Annotated in this window: 24 protein-coding genes; 14 read left to right on the forward strand and 10 right to left on the reverse strand. The window is 57.4% G+C overall.

Going from position 1 to position 24,383, the window contains the following annotated elements:
- Positions 1-5: 5 nt before the first annotated feature.
- From SERAS12_RS00835 to SERAS12_RS00845, 3 genes are all read right to left on the reverse strand, one after another.
- On the reverse strand, positions 6-569 hold the full coding sequence (locus tag SERAS12_RS00835) for a DcrB family lipoprotein (protein ID WP_013811070.1): 564 nt from the start codon (positions 567-569) through the stop codon (positions 6-8).
- Positions 570-649: 80 nt separating this feature from the next.
- Complete coding sequence (locus tag SERAS12_RS00840; RefSeq protein WP_013811071.1) at positions 650-1,084, reverse strand: GNAT family N-acetyltransferase; 435 nt, start codon at positions 1,082-1,084, stop codon at positions 650-652.
- A gap of 42 nt (positions 1,085-1,126) precedes the next feature.
- Complete coding sequence (locus tag SERAS12_RS00845; RefSeq protein ID WP_013811072.1) at positions 1,127-1,792, reverse strand: 7-cyano-7-deazaguanine/7-aminomethyl-7-deazaguanine transporter; 666 nt, start codon at positions 1,790-1,792, stop codon at positions 1,127-1,129.
- A 220-nt stretch (positions 1,793-2,012) separates the two neighbouring features.
- Between SERAS12_RS00845 and tusA the strand changes: the two genes are divergently transcribed.
- A complete protein-coding gene (gene tusA / locus SERAS12_RS00850) occupies positions 2,013-2,258 on the forward strand; it encodes a sulfurtransferase TusA (protein WP_013811073.1) in 246 nt (81 codons plus the stop codon).
- 55 nt (positions 2,259-2,313) lie between these two features.
- On the opposite strand, the gene SERAS12_RS00855 is transcribed toward tusA, so the two are convergent.
- Positions 2,314-4,629, reverse strand: a complete 2,316-nt coding sequence (locus tag SERAS12_RS00855; protein WP_013811074.1) for a zinc/cadmium/mercury/lead-transporting ATPase — start codon at positions 4,627-4,629, stop codon at positions 2,314-2,316.
- 682 nt (positions 4,630-5,311) lie between these two features.
- On the opposite strand from SERAS12_RS00855, the gene SERAS12_RS00860 reads away from it, so the two are divergent.
- Together SERAS12_RS00860 and SERAS12_RS00865 are read left to right on the forward strand one after the other, a co-directional pair.
- Positions 5,312-6,778, forward strand: a complete 1,467-nt coding sequence (locus SERAS12_RS00860) for a serralysin family metalloprotease (protein WP_013811075.1) — start codon at positions 5,312-5,314, stop codon at positions 6,776-6,778.
- A 52-nt stretch (positions 6,779-6,830) separates the two neighbouring features.
- Positions 6,831-7,208: an AprI/Inh family metalloprotease inhibitor gene (locus tag SERAS12_RS00865; protein WP_013811076.1), complete on the forward strand. Its 378-nt coding sequence runs from the start codon at positions 6,831-6,833 to the stop codon at positions 7,206-7,208.
- A 37-nt stretch (positions 7,209-7,245) separates the two neighbouring features.
- Here SERAS12_RS00865 and SERAS12_RS00870 read toward each other — a convergent pair whose 3' ends face one another.
- Positions 7,246-7,872, reverse strand: a complete 627-nt coding sequence (locus tag SERAS12_RS00870; protein WP_004950964.1) for a lysoplasmalogenase — start codon at positions 7,870-7,872, stop codon at positions 7,246-7,248.
- 161 nt (positions 7,873-8,033) lie between these two features.
- Here SERAS12_RS00870 and SERAS12_RS00875 point away from each other — a divergent pair, with 161 nt between their 5' ends.
- A complete protein-coding gene (locus tag SERAS12_RS00875) occupies positions 8,034-8,387 on the forward strand; it encodes a DUF2500 domain-containing protein (RefSeq protein WP_013811077.1) in 354 nt (117 codons plus the stop codon).
- Between the two features lies 1 nt (position 8,388).
- On the opposite strand, the gene SERAS12_RS00880 is transcribed toward SERAS12_RS00875, so the two are convergent.
- Positions 8,389-8,661 (reverse strand): DUF1145 family protein, encoded by a 273-nt coding sequence (locus SERAS12_RS00880; protein WP_006323063.1) that lies wholly within the window; start codon positions 8,659-8,661, stop codon positions 8,389-8,391.
- On the reverse strand, positions 8,651-9,271 hold the full coding sequence (rsmD, locus tag SERAS12_RS00885) for a 16S rRNA (guanine(966)-N(2))-methyltransferase (protein WP_013811078.1): 621 nt from the start codon (positions 9,269-9,271) through the stop codon (positions 8,651-8,653). Before rsmD ends, SERAS12_RS00880 begins: the two co-directional genes overlap by 11 nt.
- Positions 9,272-9,492: 221 nt before the next feature.
- On the opposite strand from rsmD, the gene ftsY reads away from it, so the two are divergent.
- The 4 genes from ftsY to rpoH all read left to right on the forward strand — a co-directional run bounded on the left by ftsY (position 9,493) and on the right by rpoH (position 13,840).
- Positions 9,493-11,046 carry a signal recognition particle-docking protein FtsY gene (gene ftsY / locus SERAS12_RS00890; protein WP_013811079.1) on the forward strand — a complete coding sequence of 518 codons (1,554 nt, stop codon included), beginning with the start codon at positions 9,493-9,495 and terminating at the stop codon, positions 11,044-11,046.
- A 5-nt stretch (positions 11,047-11,051) separates the two neighbouring features.
- Positions 11,052-11,723 carry a cell division ATP-binding protein FtsE gene (ftsE, locus tag SERAS12_RS00895; protein WP_013811080.1) on the forward strand — a complete coding sequence of 224 codons (672 nt, stop codon included), beginning with the start codon at positions 11,052-11,054 and terminating at the stop codon, positions 11,721-11,723.
- The gene (gene ftsX / locus SERAS12_RS00900; protein ID WP_006323072.1) at positions 11,713-12,666 is read left to right on the forward strand and encodes a permease-like cell division protein FtsX; all 954 of its coding nucleotides are present in this window, start codon (positions 11,713-11,715) and stop codon (positions 12,664-12,666) included. Before ftsE ends, ftsX begins: the two co-directional genes overlap by 11 nt.
- A 316-nt stretch (positions 12,667-12,982) precedes the next feature.
- Positions 12,983-13,840, forward strand: a complete 858-nt coding sequence (gene rpoH / locus SERAS12_RS00905; protein WP_004950979.1) for an RNA polymerase sigma factor RpoH — start codon at positions 12,983-12,985, stop codon at positions 13,838-13,840.
- Between the two features lie 59 nt (positions 13,841-13,899).
- On the opposite strand, the gene SERAS12_RS00910 is transcribed toward rpoH, so the two are convergent.
- The 3 genes from SERAS12_RS00910 to panM are packed head-to-tail and all read right to left on the reverse strand — an operon-like array spanning position 13,900 to position 17,574.
- The gene (locus tag SERAS12_RS00910; RefSeq protein WP_013811081.1) at positions 13,900-15,981 is read right to left on the reverse strand and encodes a hypothetical protein; all 2,082 of its coding nucleotides are present in this window, start codon (positions 15,979-15,981) and stop codon (positions 13,900-13,902) included.
- Positions 15,968-17,185, reverse strand: coding sequence for a DUF3142 domain-containing protein (locus SERAS12_RS00915; RefSeq protein ID WP_013811082.1), 1,218 nt, complete (start codon positions 17,183-17,185; stop codon positions 15,968-15,970). Before SERAS12_RS00915 ends, SERAS12_RS00910 begins: the two co-directional genes overlap by 14 nt.
- A complete protein-coding gene (panM, locus tag SERAS12_RS00920) occupies positions 17,182-17,574 on the reverse strand; it encodes an aspartate 1-decarboxylase autocleavage activator PanM (protein WP_013811083.1) in 393 nt (130 codons plus the stop codon). Before panM ends, SERAS12_RS00915 begins: the two co-directional genes overlap by 4 nt.
- Before the next feature lie 406 nt (positions 17,575-17,980).
- Here panM and SERAS12_RS00925 point away from each other — a divergent pair, with 406 nt between their 5' ends.
- The 6 genes from SERAS12_RS00925 to SERAS12_RS00950 all read left to right on the forward strand — a co-directional run bounded on the left by SERAS12_RS00925 (position 17,981) and on the right by SERAS12_RS00950 (position 24,196).
- Positions 17,981-19,096, forward strand: coding sequence for a branched-chain amino acid ABC transporter substrate-binding protein (locus SERAS12_RS00925; protein ID WP_013811084.1), 1,116 nt, complete (start codon positions 17,981-17,983; stop codon positions 19,094-19,096).
- 115 nt (positions 19,097-19,211) lie between these two features.
- Entirely contained in the window at positions 19,212-20,138 is a 927-nt protein-coding gene (livH, locus tag SERAS12_RS00930; protein WP_004950984.1) for a high-affinity branched-chain amino acid ABC transporter permease LivH, read from the forward strand.
- Positions 20,135-21,406, forward strand: a complete 1,272-nt coding sequence (locus tag SERAS12_RS00935) for a high-affinity branched-chain amino acid ABC transporter permease LivM (protein ID WP_013811085.1) — start codon at positions 20,135-20,137, stop codon at positions 21,404-21,406. The genes livH and SERAS12_RS00935 overlap by 4 nt, the downstream gene beginning before the upstream one ends.
- Positions 21,403-22,170, forward strand: a complete 768-nt coding sequence (gene livG / locus SERAS12_RS00940) for a high-affinity branched-chain amino acid ABC transporter ATP-binding protein LivG (protein WP_013811086.1) — start codon at positions 21,403-21,405, stop codon at positions 22,168-22,170. The genes SERAS12_RS00935 and livG overlap by 4 nt, the downstream gene beginning before the upstream one ends.
- 2 nt (positions 22,171-22,172) lie before the next feature.
- A complete protein-coding gene (gene livF / locus SERAS12_RS00945) occupies positions 22,173-22,874 on the forward strand; it encodes a high-affinity branched-chain amino acid ABC transporter ATP-binding protein LivF (RefSeq protein ID WP_013811087.1) in 702 nt (233 codons plus the stop codon).
- A 134-nt stretch (positions 22,875-23,008) separates the two neighbouring features.
- Positions 23,009-24,196, forward strand: a complete 1,188-nt coding sequence (locus tag SERAS12_RS00950; protein WP_013811088.1) for a PLP-dependent aminotransferase family protein — start codon at positions 23,009-23,011, stop codon at positions 24,194-24,196.
- The last annotated feature ends 187 nt before the right edge of the window (positions 24,197-24,383 follow it).

Below are 24,383 nucleotides of genomic sequence, written 5' to 3' on the forward strand. Positions count from 1 at the left end.
TAAGGTTACTGCTTCAGTTTCAAGGTGCTGATGATGCCTTCGGCTTCACTTTGCGCCTGCTGTTGGTTATCTGCCGGCAGCGTGACCTGAATGGTCAGCATCTTGTTATCCAGCGTGCCGATCAGGATTGAAGAGTAGGCTTTCTCGCCGCCGCTGGTGATGATGCTGTCCAGTTGACGCAGAGGGACACCGTTAACGTCGATGGCTTTGTTGGTAATCACCTGCAGATTAGCGTCACGCGAGCGCTGGGTGTCTTCCAGACGCTTGGCCAGGGTTTCCAGGTTGTCGGCGGTCTTGTCGCCGAGGATCACGATCACCGCGCGCTGGCCGGTGCTGTCGGCGTAAACGTGCATGTTGTTCGCCTGGTTGCCCAGCTTGCCGCTCTGGTCCGCCATGCCGGCCGGCAGAGTGAACGCCAGTTTACCGTCCAGTAAACTCACCTGTTGCCCGGCCGGTGCGCTGGCTGCAGCACCGCCCGCCGGCGCCTTGGTGTCTTTGGTGTCGCCGTCACAGGCCGCCAGGCCAAGCACTAACAGGCTGATACCCATCAATTTTGCTACTTTACGCATTGGGCTTCCTTCTTCCTTTCAGGTAGGTTTTTACTGCCGTATCGCAACCTATTCCACGTTGAAATGCAAGGCAGATGTTGTCACAAGGTTTTTTCAAGTAATAGCCGATAATCAGCCACTTCGCCTTTCTTTTCCAGCTGAACAATCTGATAGTGATGGCCGATGAGCATCATCAGCATCGCCTGGAACCTATTGCGTGTTTTCACCCTCATCTGGCGATAGCCCTGAGCCTGCGCCCAGCGTTCCTGTTCGGCCAATAAGGCCCGCGCCACGCCGTGGCGGCGAAACGCCGGCAGCACGCCGCCCAGCCAGCTGTAAAATACCTTTTCTTGCGTCTGATAGCCCAGTTTGAAACCGGCGGGTTGGCCGCCAATCTCGGCGATCAGCAGATGGCAGGCGGACGGCCCGACGCGTTGCTGTAAATCGGCCAGGTTATGCAGGCCACCGAATTCGGGGATTTGTTGATACAGGGCGTGGATTTCTTCGAAGGTAGCGTGGCGGGTGATTACTGTCATTGGCGGCCTCCTTAGGGTGCAGGCCGCCAATGATAACACGGCTCAGTTCGCTTGCAGGTCGCCGTCATTGCGGCGAACGGCAATGCGCTTAAGCAGCATATTCAGGAGTACGCCGTACATCGGCAGGAAGAACAGCAGGCAGATCAGAACCTTGAAGCTGTAATCCACCAGCGCGATCTCCACCCAGTTATTGGCCATAAAGGCATCGCTGCTCTTATAAAACGCAATAAAGAAGAACGACAGGGTATCGCTGATATTGCCGAGGAACATTGCCGCAGCAGGAGCAACCCACCAGGCGCTGCGTTGGCGCAGCCGGTTGAAAACGTGTACGTCGAGGATCTGACCGAGCACGTAAGCCATAAAGCTGGCGATGGCGATACGTGCCACAAACAGGTTAAAGCTGCCCAACGCGGCAAAGCCCTGCCATTCGCCCTGATAGGTGACGGTAGAAATCACGTACGAGATGAACAGCGCCGGGACCATTACCGAAAGAATGATACGCCGTGCCAGCGGGGCACCGAAAATACGCACCGTCAGATCGGTTGCCAGGAAGATGAACGGAAAGGTAAAGGCCCCCCAGGTGGTATGGAAACCGAAAACGGTAATCGGCAACTGCACCAGGTAGTTACTGGAGGTAATGATGACAATATGGAACAGCGATAGCCAGACCAACGCGGTGAGGCGCTGCTGAGCGGTAAACGAATACATGTTGTAGCCTTTTTAGTCGTGGGGTGAGGGAACCCAGAGTTTCTTGTCGCAACAGCAAAATGCGCTGCGCGGCGGCATGATACGTGTTTGCGCAACCAATGCAATGGCTAAATTTAACGCAAACGTTAACGTATCTTGCGCAGAAAAACTACCGGCGTAAACTAGGCGCCAATGAGATGCGGCGGGCGTTCGCCGATCGCTTTTGATCGAGAAAAATTGCATGACTGACTTATTTGCCCTGGCAGACCAGACGCTTGATGCGCTGGGGCTGCGCTGTCCGGAACCGGTGATGATGGTGCGCAAGACCGTACGTCATATGGATGACGGTCAAACCCTGTTGATTATTGCCGATGATCCGGCCACCACCCGCGACATTCCGGGCTTCTGCCGCTTTATGGAGCACACGCTGGTGGCGCAGGAAACCGACAAGGCGCCGTACCGCTACCTGTTACGCAAGGGCGTCTGATCGATGTGAGTTGCACCTCAGGGGGAATTGATTCACCCCTGAGGTATGCCGTTGCCTAGTTGCGTTTCTTCAGCAAGCGCAGTGCGTTGGCGGTGACCAGTGCGGTAGCGCCAGAGTCCGCCAGCACCGCCAGCCACAACCCGGTCATCCCCAGCAGTGTGGTGATCAGGAATATCCCTTTCAGCCCCAGCGCAATGGTGATGTTTTGCCGGATATTGGCATGGGTAGCGCGTGAGATGCGGATCATTTCTGCCACACCGACCAGCCGATTATGGGTCAGCGCCGCGTCCGCTGTTTCCAGCGCCACGTCGGTGCCGCTGCCCATGGCGATGCCGATGCTGGAGGCTTTCATCGCCGGCGCATCGTTGATGCCGTCACCGATCATCGCCGTCGGGCGCAGTTCGCTCAGTTCGGTCACCGCCTTCACTTTATCTTCCGGCAGCAGCCCGGCTCGGTAATCGATCCCCAGTTCCGCGGCAATCGCCGCTGCCGCACGCGGGTTATCGCCGGTCAACATCACCCCGTGAATCCCCAGTGCGTTCAGTTCGGCAATGGCCTGTTTGGCGTCGCTACGCAACGTATCACGCAGTGCCAGCAGGCCGATCGCTACACCGCTTTCCAACACCACCACCGCCGTTTTGCCGGCGTTTTCCAGTTTTTCTACCTGGCTTTGCAACAAGGCGTCGAGCTGGCCTGCCGCCAGTTTACTCGGCGCGCTGATCAACAGAGTTTTACCGTCAACCACGCCTTCCACCCCAACCCCCGCCAGAGCGCGACGCGCCTGAGCCGGCGGCAGTGGCGCACCATATTGCTCGGCCCGTTTGATAATCGCCTGCGCCAGCGGATGATGAGAGCCGGTTTCTACCGCGGCAGCCAGGGTTAGCAACTGCTGTTCGCTGATGCCGTTGATCGGAAGTACATCCGTGACCCTGGGTTTGCCTTCCGTCAGCGTGCCGGTTTTATCGAAGGCGATGGTTTGCACCTGGCCCAGCTGTTCCAGCGCCGCGCCGCCTTTAATCAGGGCGCCGCGCCGAGTGGCCGCCGCCAGCCCGGAGGTAATCGCCGCCGGGGTGGAGATGACCAGCGCACAAGGACAGCCGATAAGCAGCAGGGTCAGGCCGCGGTAAATCCAGATATCCCAGGGCTGTGACAGCAGCAGCGGCGGCACCAGGATCACCGCAACGGCCAGCAGCATAATCGCTGGCGTGTAATAACTGCTGAACCGGTCAAGGAAACGTTCGATAGGCGCACGGCGTTCTTCGGCCTCTTCGATCAACTGCAGAATGCGGTCGATGGCGTTTTTGCCCGGCTCGGAAATCACCTTCATCTGCGCAGCCTGATCGACCGACAGGCTACCCGCCGCGACTTTCTGGCCCTGCTGACGTTCGACCGGCACCGATTCGCCGGTCAGGGCGCTTTCGTCGAAACTGGCGAACGGGTTGAGCAGTTCGGCATCGGCCGGAAGGCGGCCGCCGGGGGCAATTTCAATCACATCGCCGGGGCGCAGGCTGGCGACCGGCACGCGTTTACGCTCCGAGCCTTGCAGCAGTAGCGCATCTTCAGGCACCAGCTCCATCAATGCCGTCACGCCACGGCGGGCGCGGTTGGCGGCGTAGGATTCCAACAACTCGCCAACCATAAACAGCAGCAGCACCATGGCCGCCTCGGCGGTGGCACCGATAAACAGCGCGCCTATTGCCGCCACGCTCATCAGCGTTTCAATGGCAAACGGCGTACCGGAGCGGATCAGCCGCAGCGCCTTGGTAGCGACCGGCGCCAGGCCGACCAGCGTGGTGGCGATAAACGCAATGCGGCCCAGTTCGGGATTGACCATATTGAGCACCCAACTGACTACCATCAGCGTGGTGAGCAACAGCAGCGGGCCGAATTCCTTCAGGAGCGATGCCTTGGGCGACTCGGCTTTGGTTGCCTGGGTGCCGAGCAGGGTAAAGCCGGCTTGTTTCACCGCGTCCTGGATGCGCAGACTGATATCGGATTGGGCGTCGACCACCAGTTTTTCAGTGGCGAACAGCACGCGTGCGTTTTCTACGCCGGGAATGCTCGTAACGGCGTTCTCTATTTTTTTTGCGCAGCTTGGGCAGTCCATGCCGGTGACTTTCCAACTGTAACGCTGGCTGCCGGAAGGAGGGACGGCAGCCAGACTGTGGCTTTCCTCATCCGGATCCTCATGATCGTCCGTGCTGCAACAGCTGGCGCCATGATCGTGCGAATGAGCATGACCGGTTTCAACGGTTCCGTTTTTTTGTTCGCTGCTGCAACCGTGCTGGGTTTTACCGTGGCTGTGATTGCAGCCGCAGGCACCTTCTGCATGGTTATGTTCATGATGATTATGGTTTTTATGGGTATGCATAACGTCCCCCTCCGGGCAGTTAATGATCTACATTGCGCTGACTCTACACCCTGGAGTCAACTCCAGAGTCAAGCGCCGGATGAGAATTATTGTTAACTGTAAGGCTGAGGGGAAATCGGCCGTTTCTTTCTGCCAATCATGCCGATTTCACTTTATCGGCGTTGCCGGCAAGTGTTAATAGGTGGGGCGACGCAGGGGCCATTAGACAAAAAAAGAAAATGTTATTCCCGCAGGAACTAAAAAGGCTCACCCGCTAATAATAAAGAGTTATTAATCTATAACGGTGTAGTTAAATTTAATTATTTTTCTAAAAACAGCCAGCATGATTCTCTTGTGTCTGCAGGCCGCATTCTTATTGAAGTTTGTGACTAACTTATGCGTCATTGATTGCCTTTGATTTGTAAATATGATCAAAAAATAGCATAAATATCTTTCGTTATAAAAATATATAGTTGATTATTTTGTGTTCAGTTTTAAGTGTCTGCCTATAATTGGAATCGATTACCATTTCTGTTGGTAATATTATTTACTGATATATATGCATTAATTCTATCTAACACACTGCCGGTAACGGCGCATAAGCCCCTTCCAGCAAGCCGGTGATTCGTCTGCCGTGGCTTGCTGGCAGGTTATGTCTATCTGTCTGATTGATAACAATCAACTAATGAGTGGAATCGAACCAATGCAATCAACTAAAAAGGCAATTGAAGTTACTGAATCCAGTCTTGCCGCTACCGGCTCCGGCTATAATGCTGTAGAAGATCTGTTGCATTACCACGAGCGTGGCAACGGGATTCAGGTTAATGGTAAGGATTCATTTTCTACCGAACAGGCTGGGCTGTTTATTACCCGTGAGAACCAAACCTGGAACGGTTATAAGGTTTTTGGTCAACCGGCCAAATTAACGTTCTCATTCCCGGACTATAAGTTTTCTTCCAGCAACGTTGGCGGCGATACCGGGCTGAGCAAGTTCAGCGCGGAGCAACAGCAGCAGGCCAAACTGTCGCTGCAATCCTGGTCTGACGTGGCGAATATCACTTTCACCGAAGTGGCCGCCAATCAGAAGGCCAATATCACCTTCGGTAATTACAGCAAGGATTACACTGGCCAATATGATTATGAAACACAGGCCTACGCTCTCCTGCCGAATACCGTCTATCAGGGCCAGAACGTAGGTGGCCAGACCTGGTACAACGTTAATCAGTCCAATATTCAACATCCGGCAAGCGAAGATTACGGTCGCCAGACGTTCACTCATGAGATTGGCCATGCGTTGGGCCTGAGCCATCCGGGCCCATACAACGCCGGGGAAGGCGTGCCAAGCTATAGCCGCGATGCTGTATACGGCGAGGATTCCCGCGAGTTCAGCCTGATGAGCTATTGGAGTGAAACCAATACCGGCGGTGACAACGGCGGCCACTACGCGGCGGCACCGTTGCTGGATGACATTACCGCCATCCAGCACCTGTACGGTGCCAACTTGTCGACCCGTACCGGTGACACTGTGTACGGCTTCAACTCCAATACCGGCCGCGATTTCCTCAGCACCACCGGCAACGCGCAGAAAGTGATCTTTGCGGCCTGGGATGCGGGCGGCAATGATACCTTCGATTTCTCCGGCTACACGGCCAACCAGCGCATCAATCTGAACGAGAAATCCTTCTCGGACGTAGGTGGGCTGAAAGGTAACGTGTCGATCGCGGCGGGCGTCACCATTGAGAACGCCATTGGCGGTTCGGGCAACGACGTTATCGTCGGTAATGCGGCCAATAACGTGCTGAAGGGTGGCGCGGGCAGCGACATTCTGTTCGGCGGCGCAGGTGCCGATGAACTGTGGGGCGGCGTCGGAAAAGATACCTTTGTCTTCGCCGCCGTCAGCGATTCCAAGCCGGGCGCTGCTGACTGGATCCGCGATTTCCAGAAAGGTACCGATAAAATCGACCTGTCGTTCTTTAATCAAGGAGCGCAGGGCGGCGATCAGATCCACTTCGTCGATCACTTCAGCGGTGCAGCGGGCGAAGCCTTGCTGTCTTACAATGCGTCAAACAACGTCAGCGATTTGGCACTGAATATCGGAGGCCAGCAGGCACCGGACTTCCTGGTGAAGATCGTGGGACAGGTAGACGTCGCCACTGATTTTATCGTTTAACAGTGAGGGTAACGTCCGGTGCAGCCTGGCCGGACGTTATGCAGGAGTTAACATGAAAGGCAGCTTAGCGCGTGCCGCCGTCATGGCGGGGAACATAATGGTTACGGGGGCAGTTATGGCCAGCAGTTTGGTTCTTCCCTCCGCGAAGTCGCTGGCGGGGCAGTGGCTGATCGCCGATGCCGAACAACAGTGTCAGATTGAATTTTTGGCTGGCGAACAAAGCGAAATCAACGGTTATCAGTTGGTGGACAGTCAGCACTGTCTGAAAAAGGTGTTTACGGCGGAGGTGGCCGGCTGGCGCCCGGCGCCGGATGGCATCGCCCTGTTGCAGGCCGATGGCAGTACGCTGGCGTTCTTTTCGCGCGACGGCGAGAGTTACCGCAATCAACTCGGGGCGGATGACGGCCTGACTCTGAAAGCGCTGGCGTAATAAAACGGGTTCGGTCGCCCGAACCCGCCTTGGACATTTACAGGTACAACGAACGTACGATCAGGAAATGGCCGGAGAAGTAGCAGAACGCCACCAGCGCATCCGCCGCCCGGAAACTAAAACGGTAGCGGTTAATCAGCCATACCACGTTGGCCAGCAGCAGCAATGAGGTACCCGCCAACAGCGAGAAACTGAAATCGGTGCTGCGCATAAAGTAATGCTCGCCCGCCAGCCACACCATCAGCAATGTCATCGCTACGTAGGTGGCAATTGGCCAGCGCATCTCTTCCAGCCGGGTCCAGATAGTCGCTAGCAGCAACGCGCCGATAATCAGCAGCGCCAGCGGCAGCGGCCAAAACAGGCTGAAGCTCATCTGGCTGGCGAAGCTCAGGGTATAAAGCAGGTGCGAAAGGAAAAATGCGCCGATGGCGTACAACACGCGCTCACGCGGCAGCAGCAGCAGGGCGTCGGCGATCAGCGTCGCCACCAGGCCGAGGACGATCAGATACCCTGCGGCGCCCAGCACCGGCGCTTGCCAGGCCAGCAGCAACAGCAGCAGCAGAGTAAGCGGTTTAAACACCCAACGCTGCCAGCGTGGCCCGCGATAGGAGGCGTCTACGAACAACCAACCGGAAAAGAATACGGCAAGGAACGGCCAACTCATTGTGTCTTCCTTATTCATTATGGGAACCGCAGAGTTCGGCTCCAAATTGTCACCAGTGTCACTTCCTACGTGCAGTGTAGGCAGCGCGCCTGCAATCGACAATGCTTTCTTGAGAATGCTATGTTTACGCTGATTTAGCCGCGAAGGGAATGGGAAGAAAGATGAGTAAGCCGCCGCTGTTTTTTGTCGCTGTCATTGCGTTGATCGCCGTGCTGGCGACGCACCGTTACTTCAACCAGCGCCGCGTTGAGGCGGAAAATGACCGCGCGCCGGTGCGCAGTTTAGAGGTCGAGGTTAGCGACAAGCGCGAATTTCCCGTGGCTGCCACCCGTTCGCGCCAGCGCGAACAGAGGGTCAATGAGCCGATGCATTATGAGGTGGTGTTCAGTCCGTTGCGCGGCGGCGAGGACATTCGGCTACGGCTGAAACAGTGGCAGTACAACCCGATCGAAAAGGGCGCGCAGGGCACGTTGAGCATGCAGGGCACGCGCTTCGTCTCCTTTATCGCCCAATAACCTATTTCCTTTTGATCGGTGGCTGTTTTTTCTGCCATGCCAGCAGCTCGAAGACGCCAAAGACGAAGATCTTGGCTTCCTGCCAGTAGCTTATCGGCTGATCTTTCGGCTGGGTAGACTTCAGCAACACCAGTTGCAGCCCGTGCATCACCACCATAAAGAACAGCGCCACGTCGATGAAATATTTCAGCGGCTTGGGAAAAGGGTGGAACAGATTGGAGAGCAGAAAGCCCCATACGCACAGCATCAGCAGGCGGCCCAGATTAATCAGCATTGTTGGTTTTCTCTTGCGAACGAACATAAAGCCGGTAAGCCACCTGACCGGCGACTTTTTCCCGGTGTAATTGCCAGTTGGCCGGCACGTCAGCCGCAGCGCTTTCCGCCTCGGCCTCTACGTAAATCCAAGCCTCATCGGCCAGCCAACCTTGCTGTTCCAGCAGGGTGACGGTTTCTGCCAGCAGCCCTTTGCGGAACGGCGGATCGAGAAACACCACGTCAAACGGCTGGCCGTTGCCTGCCAACCAGCTCAGCGTGTTGGTGTTGACCACCGTGCCTTTACCCTGCAGCAGTGCCAGGTTTTTCTCCAGTTGCTGCGCTACCGGGCGTTCAAACTCCAGCAGCGTGGCGCTGCCGGCATAGCGTGACAGCGCCTCCAGCCCCAATGCGCCGCTGCCGGCAAAACAGTCCAGGCAGCGCGCGCCCTGAATGACCGGCGCCAGCCAGTTGAACAGGGTTTCTCGGACGCGGTCGGTGGTCGGGCGCAGCCCTGGGCTGTTAGGCACCGGCAGTTTACGCCCGCGCCATTGGCCACCGATAATGCGGATCTGCCCGGCCGCGGCCTGGGGCGATTTTTTTGCCGACGCCCGTGGCGTTAGTCTTGTCATAGGTTTGCTTTATTTCTTTCTCTGGCCGTGAGGCCGCACGAGTTAACGAAAAGTTGCACCTATTCTACCGGTGAGACGCTCCGGGGGGAACGGTAAAACTTTGTTGCCTGATTTCACAGTGGAAAGCATACCGGATGCGTGTTGCTGCGCGAGGGAAAGTGATAGACTCGGCGGATTATTGTCAGCATAAGCAAGCCTTCGGTACGGAGTAGAGTCATAACATGGCAAAAGATAAGAAACGTGGGTTTTTCTCCTGGCTGGGCTTCGGCCAGAAGGAAGAAGAGCAACAGCAACCTGAGCCGTCGGTAGAGCAGACGGAAAATCAGGCCGTGGAGACACCGGTTGAACCGGTAACCACCCCGCTGGACGACAAGCTCCCCGCCCAGGAATCTGAACCTGCCGCCTCCGTTGATACCCCAGGGGAATGGGACGGCAGCCTGACCGGCGAGCATATCGCCGAAAGCGTACCTGTCGTCGCTGAACATTTCACCCCGGCGCAAGCGTTGGCGGAAGAGGTGGTTACCCTCACCGAGCAGGTGGCGGCGCAGCAGCAGCCGGTTAATGAAGAGATCGCCGAGCCGGTTGCGATCATTGCCCCTGAGCCTGCCGTTGAACCTGAACTCATCGCATCTGCGCCTGCTGTCGAGCCTGAGCCGATCGTTGAACCTGAGCCGGAAGTGGTTGAAACTGCGGTTGAGCCAGAGCCAGAGCCAGAGCCTCTGCCGGCCAGCGTTGCGCTGGCGCCGGTTATCATCGCCCCTGCCGTGGCTGAAACAATAGAAGAACGAGAGCCTGAATCGGCGGAAGCGGACCTGCTGGCCCCGGCGGTAACTCAAGAGCAGGAACGCCCGACCAAAGAAGGCTTCTTCGCCCGTCTGAAACGCAGCCTGGTGAAAACCAAGCAGAACCTGGGTTCCGGTTTTATCGGCCTGTTCCGTGGCAAGAAAATCGACGACGATCTGTTTGAAGAGCTGGAAGAACAGCTGCTGATTGCCGACGTCGGCGTGGAAACCACCAGTAAAATCATTACCTCCCTGACCCAGCACGCCAGCCGTAAGCAGTTGAAAGACGCCGAGGCGCTGTACGGCAAGCTGAAGGAGGAAATGTCTGAAATTCTGACTAAAGTTGAACAACCTCTGGATGTTGGCGGTAAAAACCCCTATGTCATTCTGATGGTTGGGGTGAACGGCGTGGGTAAAACCACCACCATCGGCAAGCTGGCTCGTCAGTTCCAGGCGGAAGGCAAATCGGTGATGCTGGCGGCGGGGGATACCTTCCGTGCGGCGGCGGTGGAGCAATTGCAGGTGTGGGGCGAACGCAACCGTATTCCGGTGGTGGCGCAGCATACCGGCGCAGACTCCGCTTCGGTGATCTACGACGCGGTGCAGGCCGCCAAGGCGCGTGGCATTGACGTGCTGCTCGCAGATACCGCCGGCCGCTTGCAAAACAAGGCGCACCTGATGGAAGAGCTGAAGAAGATCGTCCGCGTCATGAAAAAACTGGACGACCAGGCCCCCCATGAGGTTATGCTGACTCTGGATGCCAGCACCGGACAGAATGCTGTCAGCCAGGCGAAATTATTTAATGAAGCCGTGGGCTTAACCGGTATCACGCTGACTAAACTGGACGGTACCGCCAAGGGTGGGGTGATCTTCGCCATTGCCGATCAGTTCGAAATCCCGATTCGCTATATTGGCGTTGGGGAAGGTATCGAAGATTTGCGGCCATTTAAGGCTGACGATTTTATTGAGGCACTTTTTGCCCGAGAGGATTAATACGGATGATTCGCTTTGAACAGGTCAGTAAAGCTTATCTGGGCGGACGGCAAGCGCTGCAGGGGGTAGATTTCCATCTGCGCCCGGCGGAGATGGCGTTTCTGACCGGCCATTCCGGCGCGGGGAAGAGTACCCTGCTGAAACTGATTTGTGGTATCGAACGACCAAGCGCCGGCCATATCTGGTTTGGTGGCCACGACATCAGCCGGTTGAGAAACAGTGAGGTGCCGTTCCTGCGTCGTCAGATCGGCATGATTTTCCAGGATCACCATCTGCTGCTGGATCGCACGGTCTATGACAACGTGGCGATGCCGCTGATCATCGCCGGTGCCAGCACTGAAGACATCCGCCGCCGCGTATCCGCCGCGCTGGACAAGGTCGGGTTGCTGGATAAAGCGAAAAACTTCCCGATTCAGCTGTCCGGCGGTGAGCAGCAGCGCGTGGGCATCGCCCGTGCGGTGGTGAACAAACCGGCGGTGCTGCTGGCGGACGAACCCACCGGTAACCTGGATGATGCGTTGTCGGAGGGCATTCTGCGCCTGTTTGAAGAATTTAACCGTGTTGGCGTTACCGTGCTGATGGCCACTCACGACACCGGGCTTATCGCCCGTCGCAATTACCGCATTCTGAGCCTGAGCCAGGGCCGTATGGCTGGAGGAGCGCATCATGGCGAATAATGCAAAAAACGCCAAGAGCAAGGCGCTGCGTGGCGGCTGGCGTGAACAGTGGCGCTATGCCTGGATGAACGCCATCAAGGACATGCTGCGTCAACCGTTGGCGACGCTGCTGACGGTGATGGTGATCGCCATCTCCCTGACGCTGCCGAGCGTGTGTTATATCGTCTGGAAAAACGTCAGCACTGCAGCCACCCAGTGGTATCCGACGCCGCAGCTGACGGTGTATCTGGATAAATCTCTCGATGATGACGCCGCAGTGAAAGTGCTTGACGCCATCAAGGCGGAAGCCGGCGTAGAGAAGGTGAATTACCTGTCGCGCGAAGAGGCCCGGGGCGAATTCCGCAACTGGTCCGGCTTCGGCGGTGCGCTGGATATGCTGGAAGAGAACCCGTTGCCGGCCGTGGCCATCATCACGCCGAAGATGAGCTTCCAGAGTTCGGAAACCCTCAATACCCTGCGCGATCGCGTGGCGGCGGTTCAGGGGGTGGACGAAGTGCGGATGGATGACAGTTGGTTTGCCCGCCTGGCGGCGCTCACCGGGCTGGTTGGCCAGGTGGCGGCGATGATCGGTGTTCTGATGATTGTGGCGGTCTTCCTGGTGATCGGCAACAGCGTGCGTCTGAGCATCTTCAGCCGCCGTGACACCATCAATGTGATGAAGCTGATCGGCGCGACCGACGGCTTCATCCTGCGGCCATTCCTGAACGGCGGAGCGATGCTGGGCTTTTTCGGCGCGCTGCTGTCGCTGCTTCTCTCCGGGGCGCTGGTGTGGAAACTGGAGTCGGTGGTGACCGGCGTGGCGAAAGTGTTCGGCACCACCTTTACCCTGCATGGGCTGGGGTGGGATGAGGCGCTGTTGCTGCTGATTATCTCCGCGATGATCGGCTGGATCGCCGCCTGGCTGGCGACGGTGCAACATTTACGTCGATTTACACCACAATAAAGTTTTTTTGGTATACTCTTCTTTTGCTGCTCCGAGCGTGTTGCGGGAGAAGAGTTACCGGCAGTAAAGCAAGCACCATCCAGTCTCTTCTTAGCGCACAAATTCCCTATCGGTCTCAACTTTCGTCACGTATTGTCATGTGCAATGCTGTCGAAAAACAGTGAACTTATAGGGCGGAACACGGTCAAAATTTGCAGCAAAATGTTAGGGTGCCCGGCGTGTGGACCGCTTTTGCAACAGCAACTGCCGTAAAATCAATCTTTTCCCCGCCGTGAATCATCACCTGCATGACCTGTTTTCTCAAGAGAGGGTTTGAATGACCAAAGAAATGCAAACTTTAGCTTTAGTGCCCCAGGGCAGTTTGGAAGCCTATATCCGGGCCGCCAACACCTATCCGATGCTGACGGCAGAGGAAGAGCGGGAGCTGGCTGAACGGCTGCATTATCAGGGCGATCTGGAAGCCGCTAAGCAGCTGATCCTGTCTCACCTGCGCTTTGTCGCTCATATTGCCCGTAATTACTCTGGTTACGGCCTGCCGCAGGCAGACCTGATTCAGGAAGGTAATATCGGCCTGATGAAAGCTGTACGCCGCTTCAACCCGGAAGTTGGTGTGCGTCTGGTGTCCTTTGCGGTGCATTGGATCAAGGCAGAAATTCACGAATACGTGCTGCGCAACTGGCGTATCGTCAAGGTTGCCACCACCAAAGCACAGCGCAAGCTGTTCTTTAACCTGCGTAAAACCAAGCAGCGTCTGGGCTGGTTCAATCAGGACGAGGTGGAGCTGGTGGCCCGCGAGCTGGGTGTGACCAGCAAAGACGTGCGTGAGATGGAGTCGCGTATGGCGGCGCAGGATATGACCTTCGATCCCACGCCGGACGACGATGCGCGCGACGGTCAGTCGATGGCGCCGGTTCTGTACCTGCAAGACAAAAGCTCGGACTTCGCCGAAGGCATCGAGGAAGATAACTGGGAAAGCAACGCCGCAGACAAACTGGCCTATGCGCTGGAAGGTCTGGACGAGCGCAGCCAGCATATTATTCGTGCCCGTTGGCTGGACGACGATAACAAGTCCACGCTGCAAGAACTGGCCGATCAGTACGGCGTTTCCGCTGAGCGTGTTCGCCAGTTGGAAAAAAATGCCATGAAGAAACTGAAAATGGCGATCGAAGCCTAATCCCGCGTAAGCGTTAAAAAGCCCGGCTAGCCGGGCTTTTTTGTACCTGAAATTCGGCGCTATGGCGTAACGGCAGCGAAGTCTGGCACCGGGCAGCTATAGCCAAACTTGTTGGCCCAGGAATAACGGGTGCCGGTGTTGATATAGCGCTGATACAGCGCCTGGCCGGTTTTCGCGTCGCGTTTAATAACCCAACCGGCGGCATTGCATAGCACGGCAGCATACGCCTGGCTTTTTGGTGGCAACAAATCGGCGGCTTGCTGGGCAAGGTCGACCGCCTGCCAGCGATAATGCAGGAAGCGGTTGTCCTGTGGCGGTAGCGCTGCTTTGGCCCGTGCCGCTTCCGCGCTGCTGATCCAACTCTTATGTTTGAGTTCGCGGGTATCAAAGGCATCCCCCAGATAGGAATAACCCGCGTCATAAATCGCGTAATCTGGCGTCATCTCGTAACCGGTGAAGGTTAGCCCTTGTGTGCGCAGTAGCGTGGCCGCCTGGTAATAGGCTTTGGCGCGCGCCAGTTTGTCGGCGGTTTTGTCCTGCGCGGTTTTCAGCGTATCGGCGTACTGCTGCGCCACCTGACGATAGTTAGGGATGTCGAAATAGCCCATGGCCTCTTGAGGACGTCCGGCGCGCATCAATCGCCGTGCCAGCAGCTCGCGCAGCTGTACCTCTGGCGTCAGTGGCTGGCCGCTGTACTCATCGGGATTGACGGGTTTCAGCGGCGTTGCCGGCGCCGGCGCATGTTTATCAACGAAGCCTTTAAGTTCGTCGATCGTCAGCACCCGCTCGGCCACGTCGGCGACATCTGCCCAATAAATCTCTTTGCCGCGATACAGAAAATCCATCGCCTGCAGATAGTCGCCGCGATCCAAGGCAAGGATCGCCTGCTCCCCGGCTACCCGGCATTCGGGCACGATGGTTTCCGGCGTAAAGTCCGCATTGCGCTGCTCGCCCCAGCTTTCACTGGAGGGGAAGGCTGCCGCCGCTTTGGCATAGGCGGCGGTAGCGGTTTTAACATCCCCGTCGCGCAGCGCCATTTTGGCGCGCAGCCACCACGCCAGCCCGCTGTCACCGGCATGTTTTAACAGGCTGGCCGCCATGGGATATTGCCCGGCGCGATAAGCCAGTGCCGCTAGCCGGTCACTGCCGCTGAAACCGCTTTTCACCGAGGCGTTCAGCAGCGTCAGAATTTGGCTGACTATCTGTTTCGAACGGGTGCCGGTGGCATCGGTATCCGACATTTGCAAATTGCTGCCGCGCGCAAAGAGTTCGATGGTCACCAGCTGTTGGATCACCGGATCGCTAATGGCCTGTTTCAGCGCGTCAAAGTGGTCAGGATTGACCAGATAGCTGGAGACGTACTGCAACGACAACCCACCGTTTTGATCGCCCTGCGCCGCCTGCTGGGCGTACAGTTGCGCCGCCGGGGCGATATTGCCCAGCCACAGTTGGATGCGCGCTTGCTGCCCCAGGCTGCTCAGCGCCAGTTGATCAGGATCGGCAGCGCCGGCTTTAACCCGGTCAATCACCTGCTGAAAAGCCGCCTGCGCCTGCTCTAACTGTGGCTTAGCCGGGCGTTTAACCGCCGGAGCCGGCGTATCGGACTCATTTTCCGGCGTGCCGTGGTCATCCATCAGAACCCGTCCGAGCGAATACTGCGCCCGAAGTCCCCAGTCGCCCTGTTGTGCTGTGGGCAGGGCCAAGACCTGCTGGAAATACTCTGCGGCACGCGGATCCGCTCCGGCAAAGGCCACGGCACCGAGTTGATAAAGGCGTGCGGCGTCTGACAACCCCTGAGAATTGACCGCATCGGCCTCCTCGACGGTCTTGGCGGCGCGCATTTTGCCGATAATGATTGTTTCCGGTGAAAGCGGCATCGGTTTCGGCGGTGTCGCCGGTGGAGGCGCTTTCCACCGCGGCAGTTGATTATCTACCGCGACCAGGCGGCTGGCCTCAAAGGCAAAATTACCTTCCGGCATATACAACAGGGTACCGTTGCGATCGGTCAGCAAGCGGTTGGGAAAATCCGGCCCGCAGGCGAAACCGTTAATGGGCATCGCCAGCGCTGAGCCGATCAGGGCGGCGAGTGGGAGATACCGGCCGTGGCGGTTGCGTACCGCGTGTGCATCAGGGTATGACAAGAGTGCCTCCTGGCGTCAATTGTTGGCAGCGTAACCAGCCCAGCGGCCGGGATTGCCCGGCGCGCAGCTGATCGCCGCTGATGAGGACAAAGCGTTGCCGCTGAGACTCGCTTTCCAGCCGATAGTTGCCCGCCGCGTCCGCCGCCAGACAGTCCGTGGCGGCGACGGTAATTTCACGAGGCAGCGGGGCATCAACCGGCCCGTTATTATGAATTATCAGATCATACAGCCCATTTTGCTGTGGCTGAGGGCTAAATTTTACCTGCCAACTGACGCTGAGCGGCTGTTGCTCGATCACCGCCCGCAGCGTATTGAGCGACCAGGCGCGGCGATCGCCCGTCAGCGGCAGCCGGAACCAGATAATGCCGCGCAGATGCGGTGTGGCCTGGGCGTTTAATTGTTGCAGAAAATCGGCCACTTGTTGCGGCGCTACCGTCAGCTCACGGGGATTGCCCGCCACGCGCAGTGAGGCTTCGCTCTCAACCTGTGCGCCCTGCGCATCAACGCCCAGCAGGCCCATACCGTAGGCCGGCAGCGCCACTCTGAACGGTTTGGACGTGATGTTTGCATACTGTTTTACCCAGCGCAGCGCCAGTGGGGCAGCGAACAGCCCCTGCTGCGGCGAGAGCACCGCATGTACCTGCAACACCGAGCTGTCTGCCTGTTGCAACACGCCGGGCAGTGCCGGTGAGCCGATCCAGGCCGGTAATGCGGTAATGCCGAGTTGTAAGGAGGAAGGCAGCTGTCGGCGCAGCTGTTGCAAGAAATAGCGATAGTCAGGCAGGCGAGCGGTGGCGGCGTCATGATCTATTTCGACACCTATCACCTGCAACCCGGCGGCCTGCCATTGCTGAGCCTGTTTTACCAGGCGCTGGCGAATAACCGGTGCATCGAGTTGCGCCAGTTGCCCATCCAAACGGACCACCAGCCACAGCGGGCGGCCATCCTGTTGCAACTGCGGTAGATTGACCGGGATTTCGCGCCAGCCTTCACGCGGATGCGCTTGCGCACCCAATACACGCAGGGTAGAGAACAGGTCACGGCTTTGCGCCAGCGCAGTGGCGTGTTGCGGCGTCCAGACCCGCTGCCAGATATAAACCTGGTTGTCCCGGGGCTGTGGTAGCCGTAACGCCTGGTGACGGCCGCCGAACCAGGCCGTTAACGCCAGCGCCAACAGCAGCAACGCCATCAGCCCGCGTTTCATTTTTGCCAGAGGTCGCCTTGCTGGGTGAAACCGCAGGCGCGCATAAAGTTATCCACTTCACCGCGTTCGCGCGGCGTCAGGCCGGCGGTAGAAAGCTGCCAGTGAGCGACTTGCGGTAGCTGGCGCTGCGCATCCTGCACCAGATACAACCCGACGCCACGACGGCGCGTGACTTCACGCACCAGCAAATCCTGCAGTTGGGCGTTATCGCCATCCAGCGCAATTTTCACTGCACCCAGCAGCCGTTCGTTGAAGCGCGCGGCGAACAGGGCCCGATCGTCGTCCAGCCAGCTCTGCCATTGCTGTGGCTGCTGTTGCGGCCAGATTTTACCGAGGTCGATAAGGTCTTGCGGGGACAGCGTGGTTAATCGCTCAATAGTCAGTTTCATGCAGAATTTCCGAACGGCTAATCGATGCCGACAGTGTAATAGATCTTGCACAGAGCGTTGTGTAAGTTTTTCTGTACGATTACTGCGCAAAATGTTTTTTGCAGCACTCATTTTCCGAGTAAATGAATTGTTAATGGATCAATAACCAGCATAACGCGCTGTGCCTGATGCAAAACAGCGCAGATTTAATCCGGATTTTATCCTGTTTACACCGCTTGTTTCTGATTGTTCAAGTTGATTTGCAGCAGAAAATTCCTGTTTAATGGTATGAAAAATAAAGTCTTATTAGAAAATATTGCCATAAAATCACCTAAATCATTATTACTTATGAATAAAAGCAGTAAATAAGGGTCAGGTGCAGGCAAACACAACAGGTACGTTCACAACGACAGATGGGGATTTGCGAATGAAATTAACAAAAGGTAAGGCGCTGTTGGCGGGTTGTATTGCGATGGCTATCGGTCATTCGGCAATGGCGAAAGACATCAAGGTGGCGATCGTGGGCGCGATGTCCGGCCCGGTCGCGCAGTATGGCGATATGGAGTTTACCGGTGCCCGTCAGGCGATTGCCGATATCAACGCCAAGGGCGGTATCAAGGGCGATAAGCTGGTCGGCGTAGAATACGATGACGCCTGCGATCCAAAACAGGCCGTTGCGGTTGCCAACAAGGTGATTAACGACGGTATTCGCTATGTGATCGGCCACCTGTGCTCGTCCTCGACTCAACCGGCCTCCGATATCTATGAAGACGAAGGCGTGATCATGATTACCCCGGCGGCCACCAACGCCGATCTGACCACCCGTGGTTACAAGATGATCATGCGCACCACCGGGCTGGATTCCGATCAGGGCCCGACCGCGGCGAAATACATCCTCAGCGAGATCAAACCCAAGCGTATTGCCGTGGTCCACGACAAGCAGCAGTATGGCGAAGGCCTGGCGCGCTCGGTGCGCGACAGCCTGAAAAAACAGGGTACCGACGTGGTGATGTTTGAAGGCATCACCGCCGGTGATAAAGATTTCTCCACTCTGGTGGCGCGCCTGAAGAAAGAAAACGTCGATTTCGTATACTTCGGCGGCTACTACCCGGAAATGGGGCAGATCCTGCGCCAGGCGAAACAGGCAGGCCTGACCACCCGCTTTATGGGGCCAGAGGGCGTGGGCAACTCCTCGCTGTCCAACATTGCCGGTGCCGCCTCAGAAGGCATGCTTGTGACCCTGCCTAAACGTTACGATCAGGTACCTGCCAACAAACCTGTTGTGGATGCACTGAAAGCCAAGAAGCTGGATCCTACCGGGCCGTTCGTCTGGACCACTTACGCAGCGTTGCAATCTCTGACTACCGGGATGGAGCGCAGCGGCAGCCAGGAGCCGGCCGACATCGTCAAGGATCTGAAAACCGGCAAGCCGGTGGACACCGTGATGGGGCCGCTGAGCTGGGATGAGAAGGGTGATCTGAAAGGTTTCGAGTTCGGCGTGTTTGAGTGGCATGCAGACGGCACATCAACACCGATTAAATAAGCCATAATAATCAGGGTAGGGTGCAGCATGCTGCGCCCGCGGGCCGGCTTGCCGGCCCCGTATCCCTTTACCTGAACGATCTTCGCGTTCAGGTTTCGCAGCCAAGGGTCAGAGTATGTCAGAGCAGGTTCTCTATTTTCTGCAGCAGATGTTCAACGGCGTCACGTTGGGCAGCACCTATGCATTGATCGCCATCGGTTACACCATGGTCTACGGCATTATCGGCATGATCAACTTCGCCCACGGCGAGGTGTATATGATCGGCAGCTATGTCTCCTTTATTGTTATCGCCGCCCTGATGATGCTCGGTATCGACGTCGGCTGGCTGCTGATTGGCGCCGCGTTTTTGGTGTCGATCGTGATCGCCAGCGCCTACGGCTGGAGCATCGAGCGGGTGGCCTACAAGCCGGTGCGCAACTCCAAGCGCCTGATAGCGCTGATTTCCGCCATCGGCATGTCGATATTCCTGCAAAACTACGTCAGCCTGACGCAGGGCTCGCGCGATCTGGCGTTGCCAAGCCTGGTAACCGGCCAGTGGGTGCTGGGTGAAAGCAATGGCTTTGCCGCCACCATCAGCACCATGCAGCTGATTATCTGGGTCGTCACCTTCCTGGCGATGCTGGCATTGACGTTGTTTATCCGTTATTCCCGCATGGGCCGCGCTTGTCGCGCCTGCGCGGAAGATTTGAAGATGGCCAGCCTGTTGGGCATCAATACCGACCGGGTGATTTCACTGACCTTCGTGATCGGCGCCGTGATGGCGGCGGTGGCCGGCGTGCTGCTTGGTCAGTTCTACGGCGTAATCAACCCGTACATCGGCTTTATGGCCGGGATGAAAGCCTTTACTGCGGCGGTGCTGGGCGGCATCGGCAGCATTCCCGGCGCGATGATCGGCGGCTTGGTGCTGGGGGTGGCAGAAGCCCTGACCTCAGCCTACCTGAGCACCGAATATAAGGATGTGGTGTCCTTCGCGCTGCTGATCGTGGTGTTGCTGATCATGCCAACCGGCATTCTTGGGCGCCCGGAGGTTGAGAAGGTATGAAACTCAATCTGCTTAACGCGCTGATAGCCTCGGTGGTGCTGTTTGTGATGGCGTCGTTCCTGATGGGGATGCAACTGAGTCTGGACGGTACCAAGCTGGTGGTTCACGGTGCGGCGGAAGTGCGCTGGATGTGGATCGGCATCGGCTGCGTCATCGTTTTCTTCTTCCAACTGTTGCGCCCGCTGATGCAGCAGGGGCTGAAAAAACTCTCCGGCCCCTCTTTTGTATTGCCGAGCTTTGACGGCACTACCTCACGCCAGAAGCTGTTGGCGGCGGCGATGATTGTCGCTGCGATCGCCTGGCCATTTCTGGTGTCGCGCGGCTCGGTGGATATCGCCACCCTGACGTTGATCTACGTGATGCTCGGCCTGGGCCTGAACGTGGTAGTAGGGCTGTCCGGCCTGCTGGTGCTGGGTTACGGCGGCTTCTACGCCATCGGCGCCTACACCTATGCGTTGCTGAATCACTATTATGGCCTCGGCTTCTGGGAAAGCCTGCCGCTGGCAGGCATCGTCACCGCCATCTTCGGTTTCCTGCTCGGTTTCCCGGTGCTGCGTTTACGCGGAGACTACCTGGCGATTGTGACGCTGGGCTTCGGTGAGATCGTACGTATCCTGTTGCTGAACAACACCGAGATCACCGGCGGGCCGAACGGCATCAGCCAAATCCCGAAACCGACCTTTTTCGGGCTGGAGTTCAACCGCAGCGCGCGTGACGGCGGCTGGGATACCTTCCATAATTTCTTCGGCCTGAAATACGATCCGAGCGATCGCATCGTATTCCTGTATCTGGTGGCGCTGCTGCTGGTGGTACTGACGCTATTTGTGATCAACCGCTTGCTGCGTATGCCATTGGGTCGCGCCTGGGAAGCGCTGCGTGAAGATGAAATCGCCTGCCGCTCGCTGGGCCTGAGTCCGACCAAAATCAAACTGACCGCTTTTACCATCAGCGCCGCCTTCGCCGGTTTTGCCGGCACGCTGTTCGCCGCGCGTCAGGGCTTTGTCAGCCCGGAGTCCTTCACCTTCGTCGAGTCGGCCTTCGTGCTGGCGATTGTGGTGTTGGGCGGCATGGGATCGCAGTTCGCGGTGATCCTGGCGGCTATCCTGCTGGTAGTGTCGCGCGAACTGATGCGTGATCTGAACGAATACAGCATGCTGCTGCTGGGTGCATTGATGGTGTTGATGATGATTTGGCGGCCGCAAGGACTGCTGCCGATGAAGCGCCCGCAGCTGAAGTTGAAAACGGCCGGCAAGGAGGAACAGGCATGAGCACGCAACCTCTGTTGAAAGTTGAAGGGCTGTCGATGCGTTTCGGCGGCCTGCTGGCGGTGAATAATGTGGCGCTCGAGCTGAACGAAGGCGAAATTGTTTCGCTGATCGGCCCGAACGGCGCGGGAAAAACCACGGTGTTCAACTGCCTGACCGGCTTCTACCGCCCCACTGGCGGTACCATCAAACTGCGCGATCGCCATCTGGAAGGGCTGCCTGGACAGACGATTGCCCGTATGGGCGTAGTGCGTACTTTCCAGCATGTGCGGCTATTCCGCGAAATGACGGTGATCGAGAACCTGCTGGTCGCCCAGCATCAGCACCTGAAAAGCGGCGTATTCGCCGGGCTGCTGAAAACCCCAGCCTTCCGCCGTGCCGAAGCCGATGCGCTGGAACGTGCATCCGTGTGGCTGCAACGGGTTGGCCTGCTCGAGATGGCTAACCGTTCGGCGGGCAATCTGGCCTACGGCCAGCAGCGGCGGCTGGAGATTGCGCGCTGCATGGTGACCCGCCCGGAACTGCTGATGCTGGACGAACCCGCCGCGGGCCTGAACCCAAAGGAAACCGACGAGCTGGACCACTTGATCGTCGAGCTGCGCAACCAGCATAAAGTGTCGGTGTTGCTGATCGAGCACGACATGAAGCTGGTGATGGGCATTTCCGATCGTATCTACGTGGTGAATCAGGGCACGCCGTTGGCGCAGGGCTCCCCGGCAGAAATTCGTAACAACCCGGACGTTATCCGGGCCTATCTGGGCGAATAATTATGTTGTCATTTAATCAGGTTTCCGCCCATTACGGCAAAATCCAGGCGCTGCATCAGGTTAGCCTGAACATCAAGCAGGGCGAGATAGTCACCCTGATCGGCGCCAACGGTGCCGGTAAAACCACGCTGCTCGGCACGTTGTGCGGTGAGCCGCGCGCCACCGAAGGCAGCGTTACCTTCCTCGACCAGGATATTACCCAGTGGCAGACCTCGCGCATTATGCGTGAGGCGGTGGCGATAGTGCCGGAAGGGCGTCGGGTGTTCTCGCGCATGACGGTGGAAGAGAACCTGGCGATGGGCGGCTTTTTTGCCGATCGTCATCAGTACCAGGAACGTATCGAGCGGGTGTTCGGCCTGTTTCCACGCCTGCTGGAACGCCGCAACCAGCGCTCCGGCACCATGTCCGGTGGTGAACAGCAGATGCTGGCGATCGGCCGTGCGCTGATGAGCCAGCCGAAGCTGTTGTTGCTCGACGAGCCGTCTCTCGGGCTGGCGCCGATCATCATCCAGCAGATTTTCGACATTATTCAGCAGCTGCGCGAAGAGGGCATGACCATCTTCCTGGTGGAGCAAAACGCCAATCAGGCGCTGAAATTGGCGGATCGCGGTTATGTACTGGAAAACGGGCGCGTGGTGTTGGAAGATACGGGAGCCGCATTGTTAGCAAACGAAGCAGTAAGGTCGGCGTATCTGGGCGGCTAAATACCCGTCGTCTTTCAGGCTACAGCGTTGTTGGCTGCACTCACTTCCCTGTGGGGGCGAATAGGGTCGCCCGAGTCACTTGGTCGCCGTGTACCCTGCCCCTACAAAATTTATAACGATTACGAGAATAAGAAATGAAGACAGAAGGGTTACTCGCGCAGCGCATCGTCAACGTAAAAAGCTCGGCAATCCGCGAATTGCTCAAGCACAGTAAGATGGAAAACGTCATTTCGCTGGCGGGCGGCATCCCCTCTGATGCCCTGTTTGATTTTGAAGGGCTGAGTATTGCTACCCATCAGGCGATCACCGAACAGCCGAAAAGCGCCTTCCAGTACGGCCTGACCGAAGGCAGCCCGTTGCTGCGTGAACGCATTTGCGAGCTGTGCGCCGAGCGCGGCGTCGTCGCCACGGCAGAAGAAGTGATGGTGACCGCCGGTTCCCAGCAGGCGCTGGATCTGGTGATGCGCGCTATCGTCAATCCAGGCGACGTGTTTGTGGTGGAGCGTCCGACCTATCTGGCGGCACTGCAGACGCTGGAACTGGCGGAAGCCAACATCATGTCGGTGTCATCCGACAGCGACGGCATGGTGGTTGAAGAGCTTGCCGAACTGCTGAAAACCCAGCGCATCAAGGGCGTGTACGTGGTGCCGAACTTTGGCAACCCCAGCGGCCTCACGCTGAGCGCACCGCGCCGCGAACTGCTGGTGAAACTGGCGGCCGAGCACAATTTCCTGATTATCGAAGATGATCCGTACGGCGAGCTGCGTTTTACCGAAGAGCGCAACGCCACGCTGCATCAGGTTTCGCAGCAGGTGCTGGGTCATACCGATAACATTATCTACACCTCGACCTTCTCCAAGATCCTGGCGCCGGGCTTGCGCCTGGGCTGGGCTATTCTGCCTGAGTTCCTGCTGCATAAAGTGGCGATCATCAAGCAGGCGGCGGATCTGCACGCCAGCGCGCTGTCGCAGAGCATCGTCGAATGCTACCTGGGGCTGGATCGTCTGCCGGGGCAGATCGAAAAGATCCGCGCCGCTTACAAGCAAAAGGGCGAGATCCTGGCTGCGCTGGTGGAGAAAGAGCTGGGCGAACACATCACCTTTGATATGCCGAAGGGCGGTATGTTCCTGTGGGCGCGTTTCCGTCAGCCGTTCAACGCCACAGAATGGCTGAAAACCACCCTGCAACAGGGTGTGGTGTTCGTGCCGGGGGAATATTTCTTCTCCGATAACCCGGATCGTTCAACCTTCCGCCTGTCGTTCGCCACCGCCACTGAGCAACAGATGCAAGAAGCGGTCGCCCGCCTGCGTCGTTCACTGTAATCCCCGCGGCGGCGGGGGAAAATGCCTCGTCGCCGACATCAAACCGCAACCTGCACTTCACCTCTCTGTCACTTCGCTGTCATTTTTTAGTTATTTTTCTGTCATCCGAGCATGGCATGTTAACTTCCGAACAAAAAACTGTTTCTTTTCGCTCACGCGCTTATTACACCAGCTTTTTCAGGAGTTA

It is taken from the genome of Serratia sp. AS12 (genome assembly GCF_000214195.1).
In the GTDB taxonomy this organism is placed as follows: domain Bacteria; phylum Pseudomonadota; class Gammaproteobacteria; order Enterobacterales; family Enterobacteriaceae; genus Serratia; species Serratia plymuthica.

What these genes read in the sequence shown, in the direction of transcription:
- SERAS12_RS00840 (WP_013811071.1), bottom strand. Translation starts at nt 1,084, where the DNA reads ATGACAGTAATCACCCGCCACGCTACCTTCGAAGAAATCCACGCCCTG.
- ftsY (WP_013811079.1), top strand. Translation starts at nt 9,493, where the DNA reads ATGGCAAAAGATAAGAAACGTGGGTTTTTCTCCTGGCTGGGCTTCGGC.
- ftsE (WP_013811080.1), top strand. Translation starts at nt 11,052, where the DNA reads ATGATTCGCTTTGAACAGGTCAGTAAAGCTTATCTGGGCGGACGGCAA.
- SERAS12_RS00915 (WP_013811082.1), bottom strand. Translation starts at nt 17,185, where the DNA reads ATGAAACGCGGGCTGATGGCGTTGCTGCTGTTGGCGCTGGCGTTAACG.
- SERAS12_RS00925 (WP_013811084.1), top strand. Translation starts at nt 17,981, where the DNA reads ATGAAATTAACAAAAGGTAAGGCGCTGTTGGCGGGTTGTATTGCGATG.
- tusA (WP_013811073.1), top strand. Translation starts at nt 2,013, where the DNA reads ATGACTGACTTATTTGCCCTGGCAGACCAGACGCTTGATGCGCTGGGG.
- panM (WP_013811083.1), bottom strand. Translation starts at nt 17,574, where the DNA reads ATGAAACTGACTATTGAGCGATTAACCACGCTGTCCCCGCAAGACCTT.
- SERAS12_RS00880 (WP_006323063.1), bottom strand. Translation starts at nt 8,661, where the DNA reads ATGCTGATTAATCTGGGCCGCCTGCTGATGCTGTGCGTATGGGGCTTT.
- SERAS12_RS00845 (WP_013811072.1), bottom strand. Translation starts at nt 1,792, where the DNA reads ATGTATTCGTTTACCGCTCAGCAGCGCCTCACCGCGTTGGTCTGGCTA.
- livF (WP_013811087.1), top strand. Translation starts at nt 22,173, where the DNA reads ATGTTGTCATTTAATCAGGTTTCCGCCCATTACGGCAAAATCCAGGCG.
- SERAS12_RS00865 (WP_013811076.1), top strand. Translation starts at nt 6,831, where the DNA reads ATGAAAGGCAGCTTAGCGCGTGCCGCCGTCATGGCGGGGAACATAATG.
- SERAS12_RS00950 (WP_013811088.1), top strand. Translation starts at nt 23,009, where the DNA reads ATGAAGACAGAAGGGTTACTCGCGCAGCGCATCGTCAACGTAAAAAGC.
- rsmD (WP_013811078.1), bottom strand. Translation starts at nt 9,271, where the DNA reads ATGACAAGACTAACGCCACGGGCGTCGGCAAAAAAATCGCCCCAGGCC.
- SERAS12_RS00935 (WP_013811085.1), top strand. Translation starts at nt 20,135, where the DNA reads ATGAAACTCAATCTGCTTAACGCGCTGATAGCCTCGGTGGTGCTGTTT.
- ftsX (WP_006323072.1), top strand. Translation starts at nt 11,713, where the DNA reads ATGGCGAATAATGCAAAAAACGCCAAGAGCAAGGCGCTGCGTGGCGGC.
- SERAS12_RS00855 (WP_013811074.1), bottom strand. Translation starts at nt 4,629, where the DNA reads ATGCATACCCATAAAAACCATAATCATCATGAACATAACCATGCAGAA.
- SERAS12_RS00870 (WP_004950964.1), bottom strand. Translation starts at nt 7,872, where the DNA reads ATGAGTTGGCCGTTCCTTGCCGTATTCTTTTCCGGTTGGTTGTTCGTA.
- rpoH (WP_004950979.1), top strand. Translation starts at nt 12,983, where the DNA reads ATGACCAAAGAAATGCAAACTTTAGCTTTAGTGCCCCAGGGCAGTTTG.
- SERAS12_RS00875 (WP_013811077.1), top strand. Translation starts at nt 8,034, where the DNA reads ATGAGTAAGCCGCCGCTGTTTTTTGTCGCTGTCATTGCGTTGATCGCC.
- SERAS12_RS00835 (WP_013811070.1), bottom strand. Translation starts at nt 569, where the DNA reads ATGCGTAAAGTAGCAAAATTGATGGGTATCAGCCTGTTAGTGCTTGGC.
- livG (WP_013811086.1), top strand. Translation starts at nt 21,403, where the DNA reads ATGAGCACGCAACCTCTGTTGAAAGTTGAAGGGCTGTCGATGCGTTTC.
- SERAS12_RS00860 (WP_013811075.1), top strand. Translation starts at nt 5,312, where the DNA reads ATGCAATCAACTAAAAAGGCAATTGAAGTTACTGAATCCAGTCTTGCC.
- livH (WP_004950984.1), top strand. Translation starts at nt 19,212, where the DNA reads ATGTCAGAGCAGGTTCTCTATTTTCTGCAGCAGATGTTCAACGGCGTC.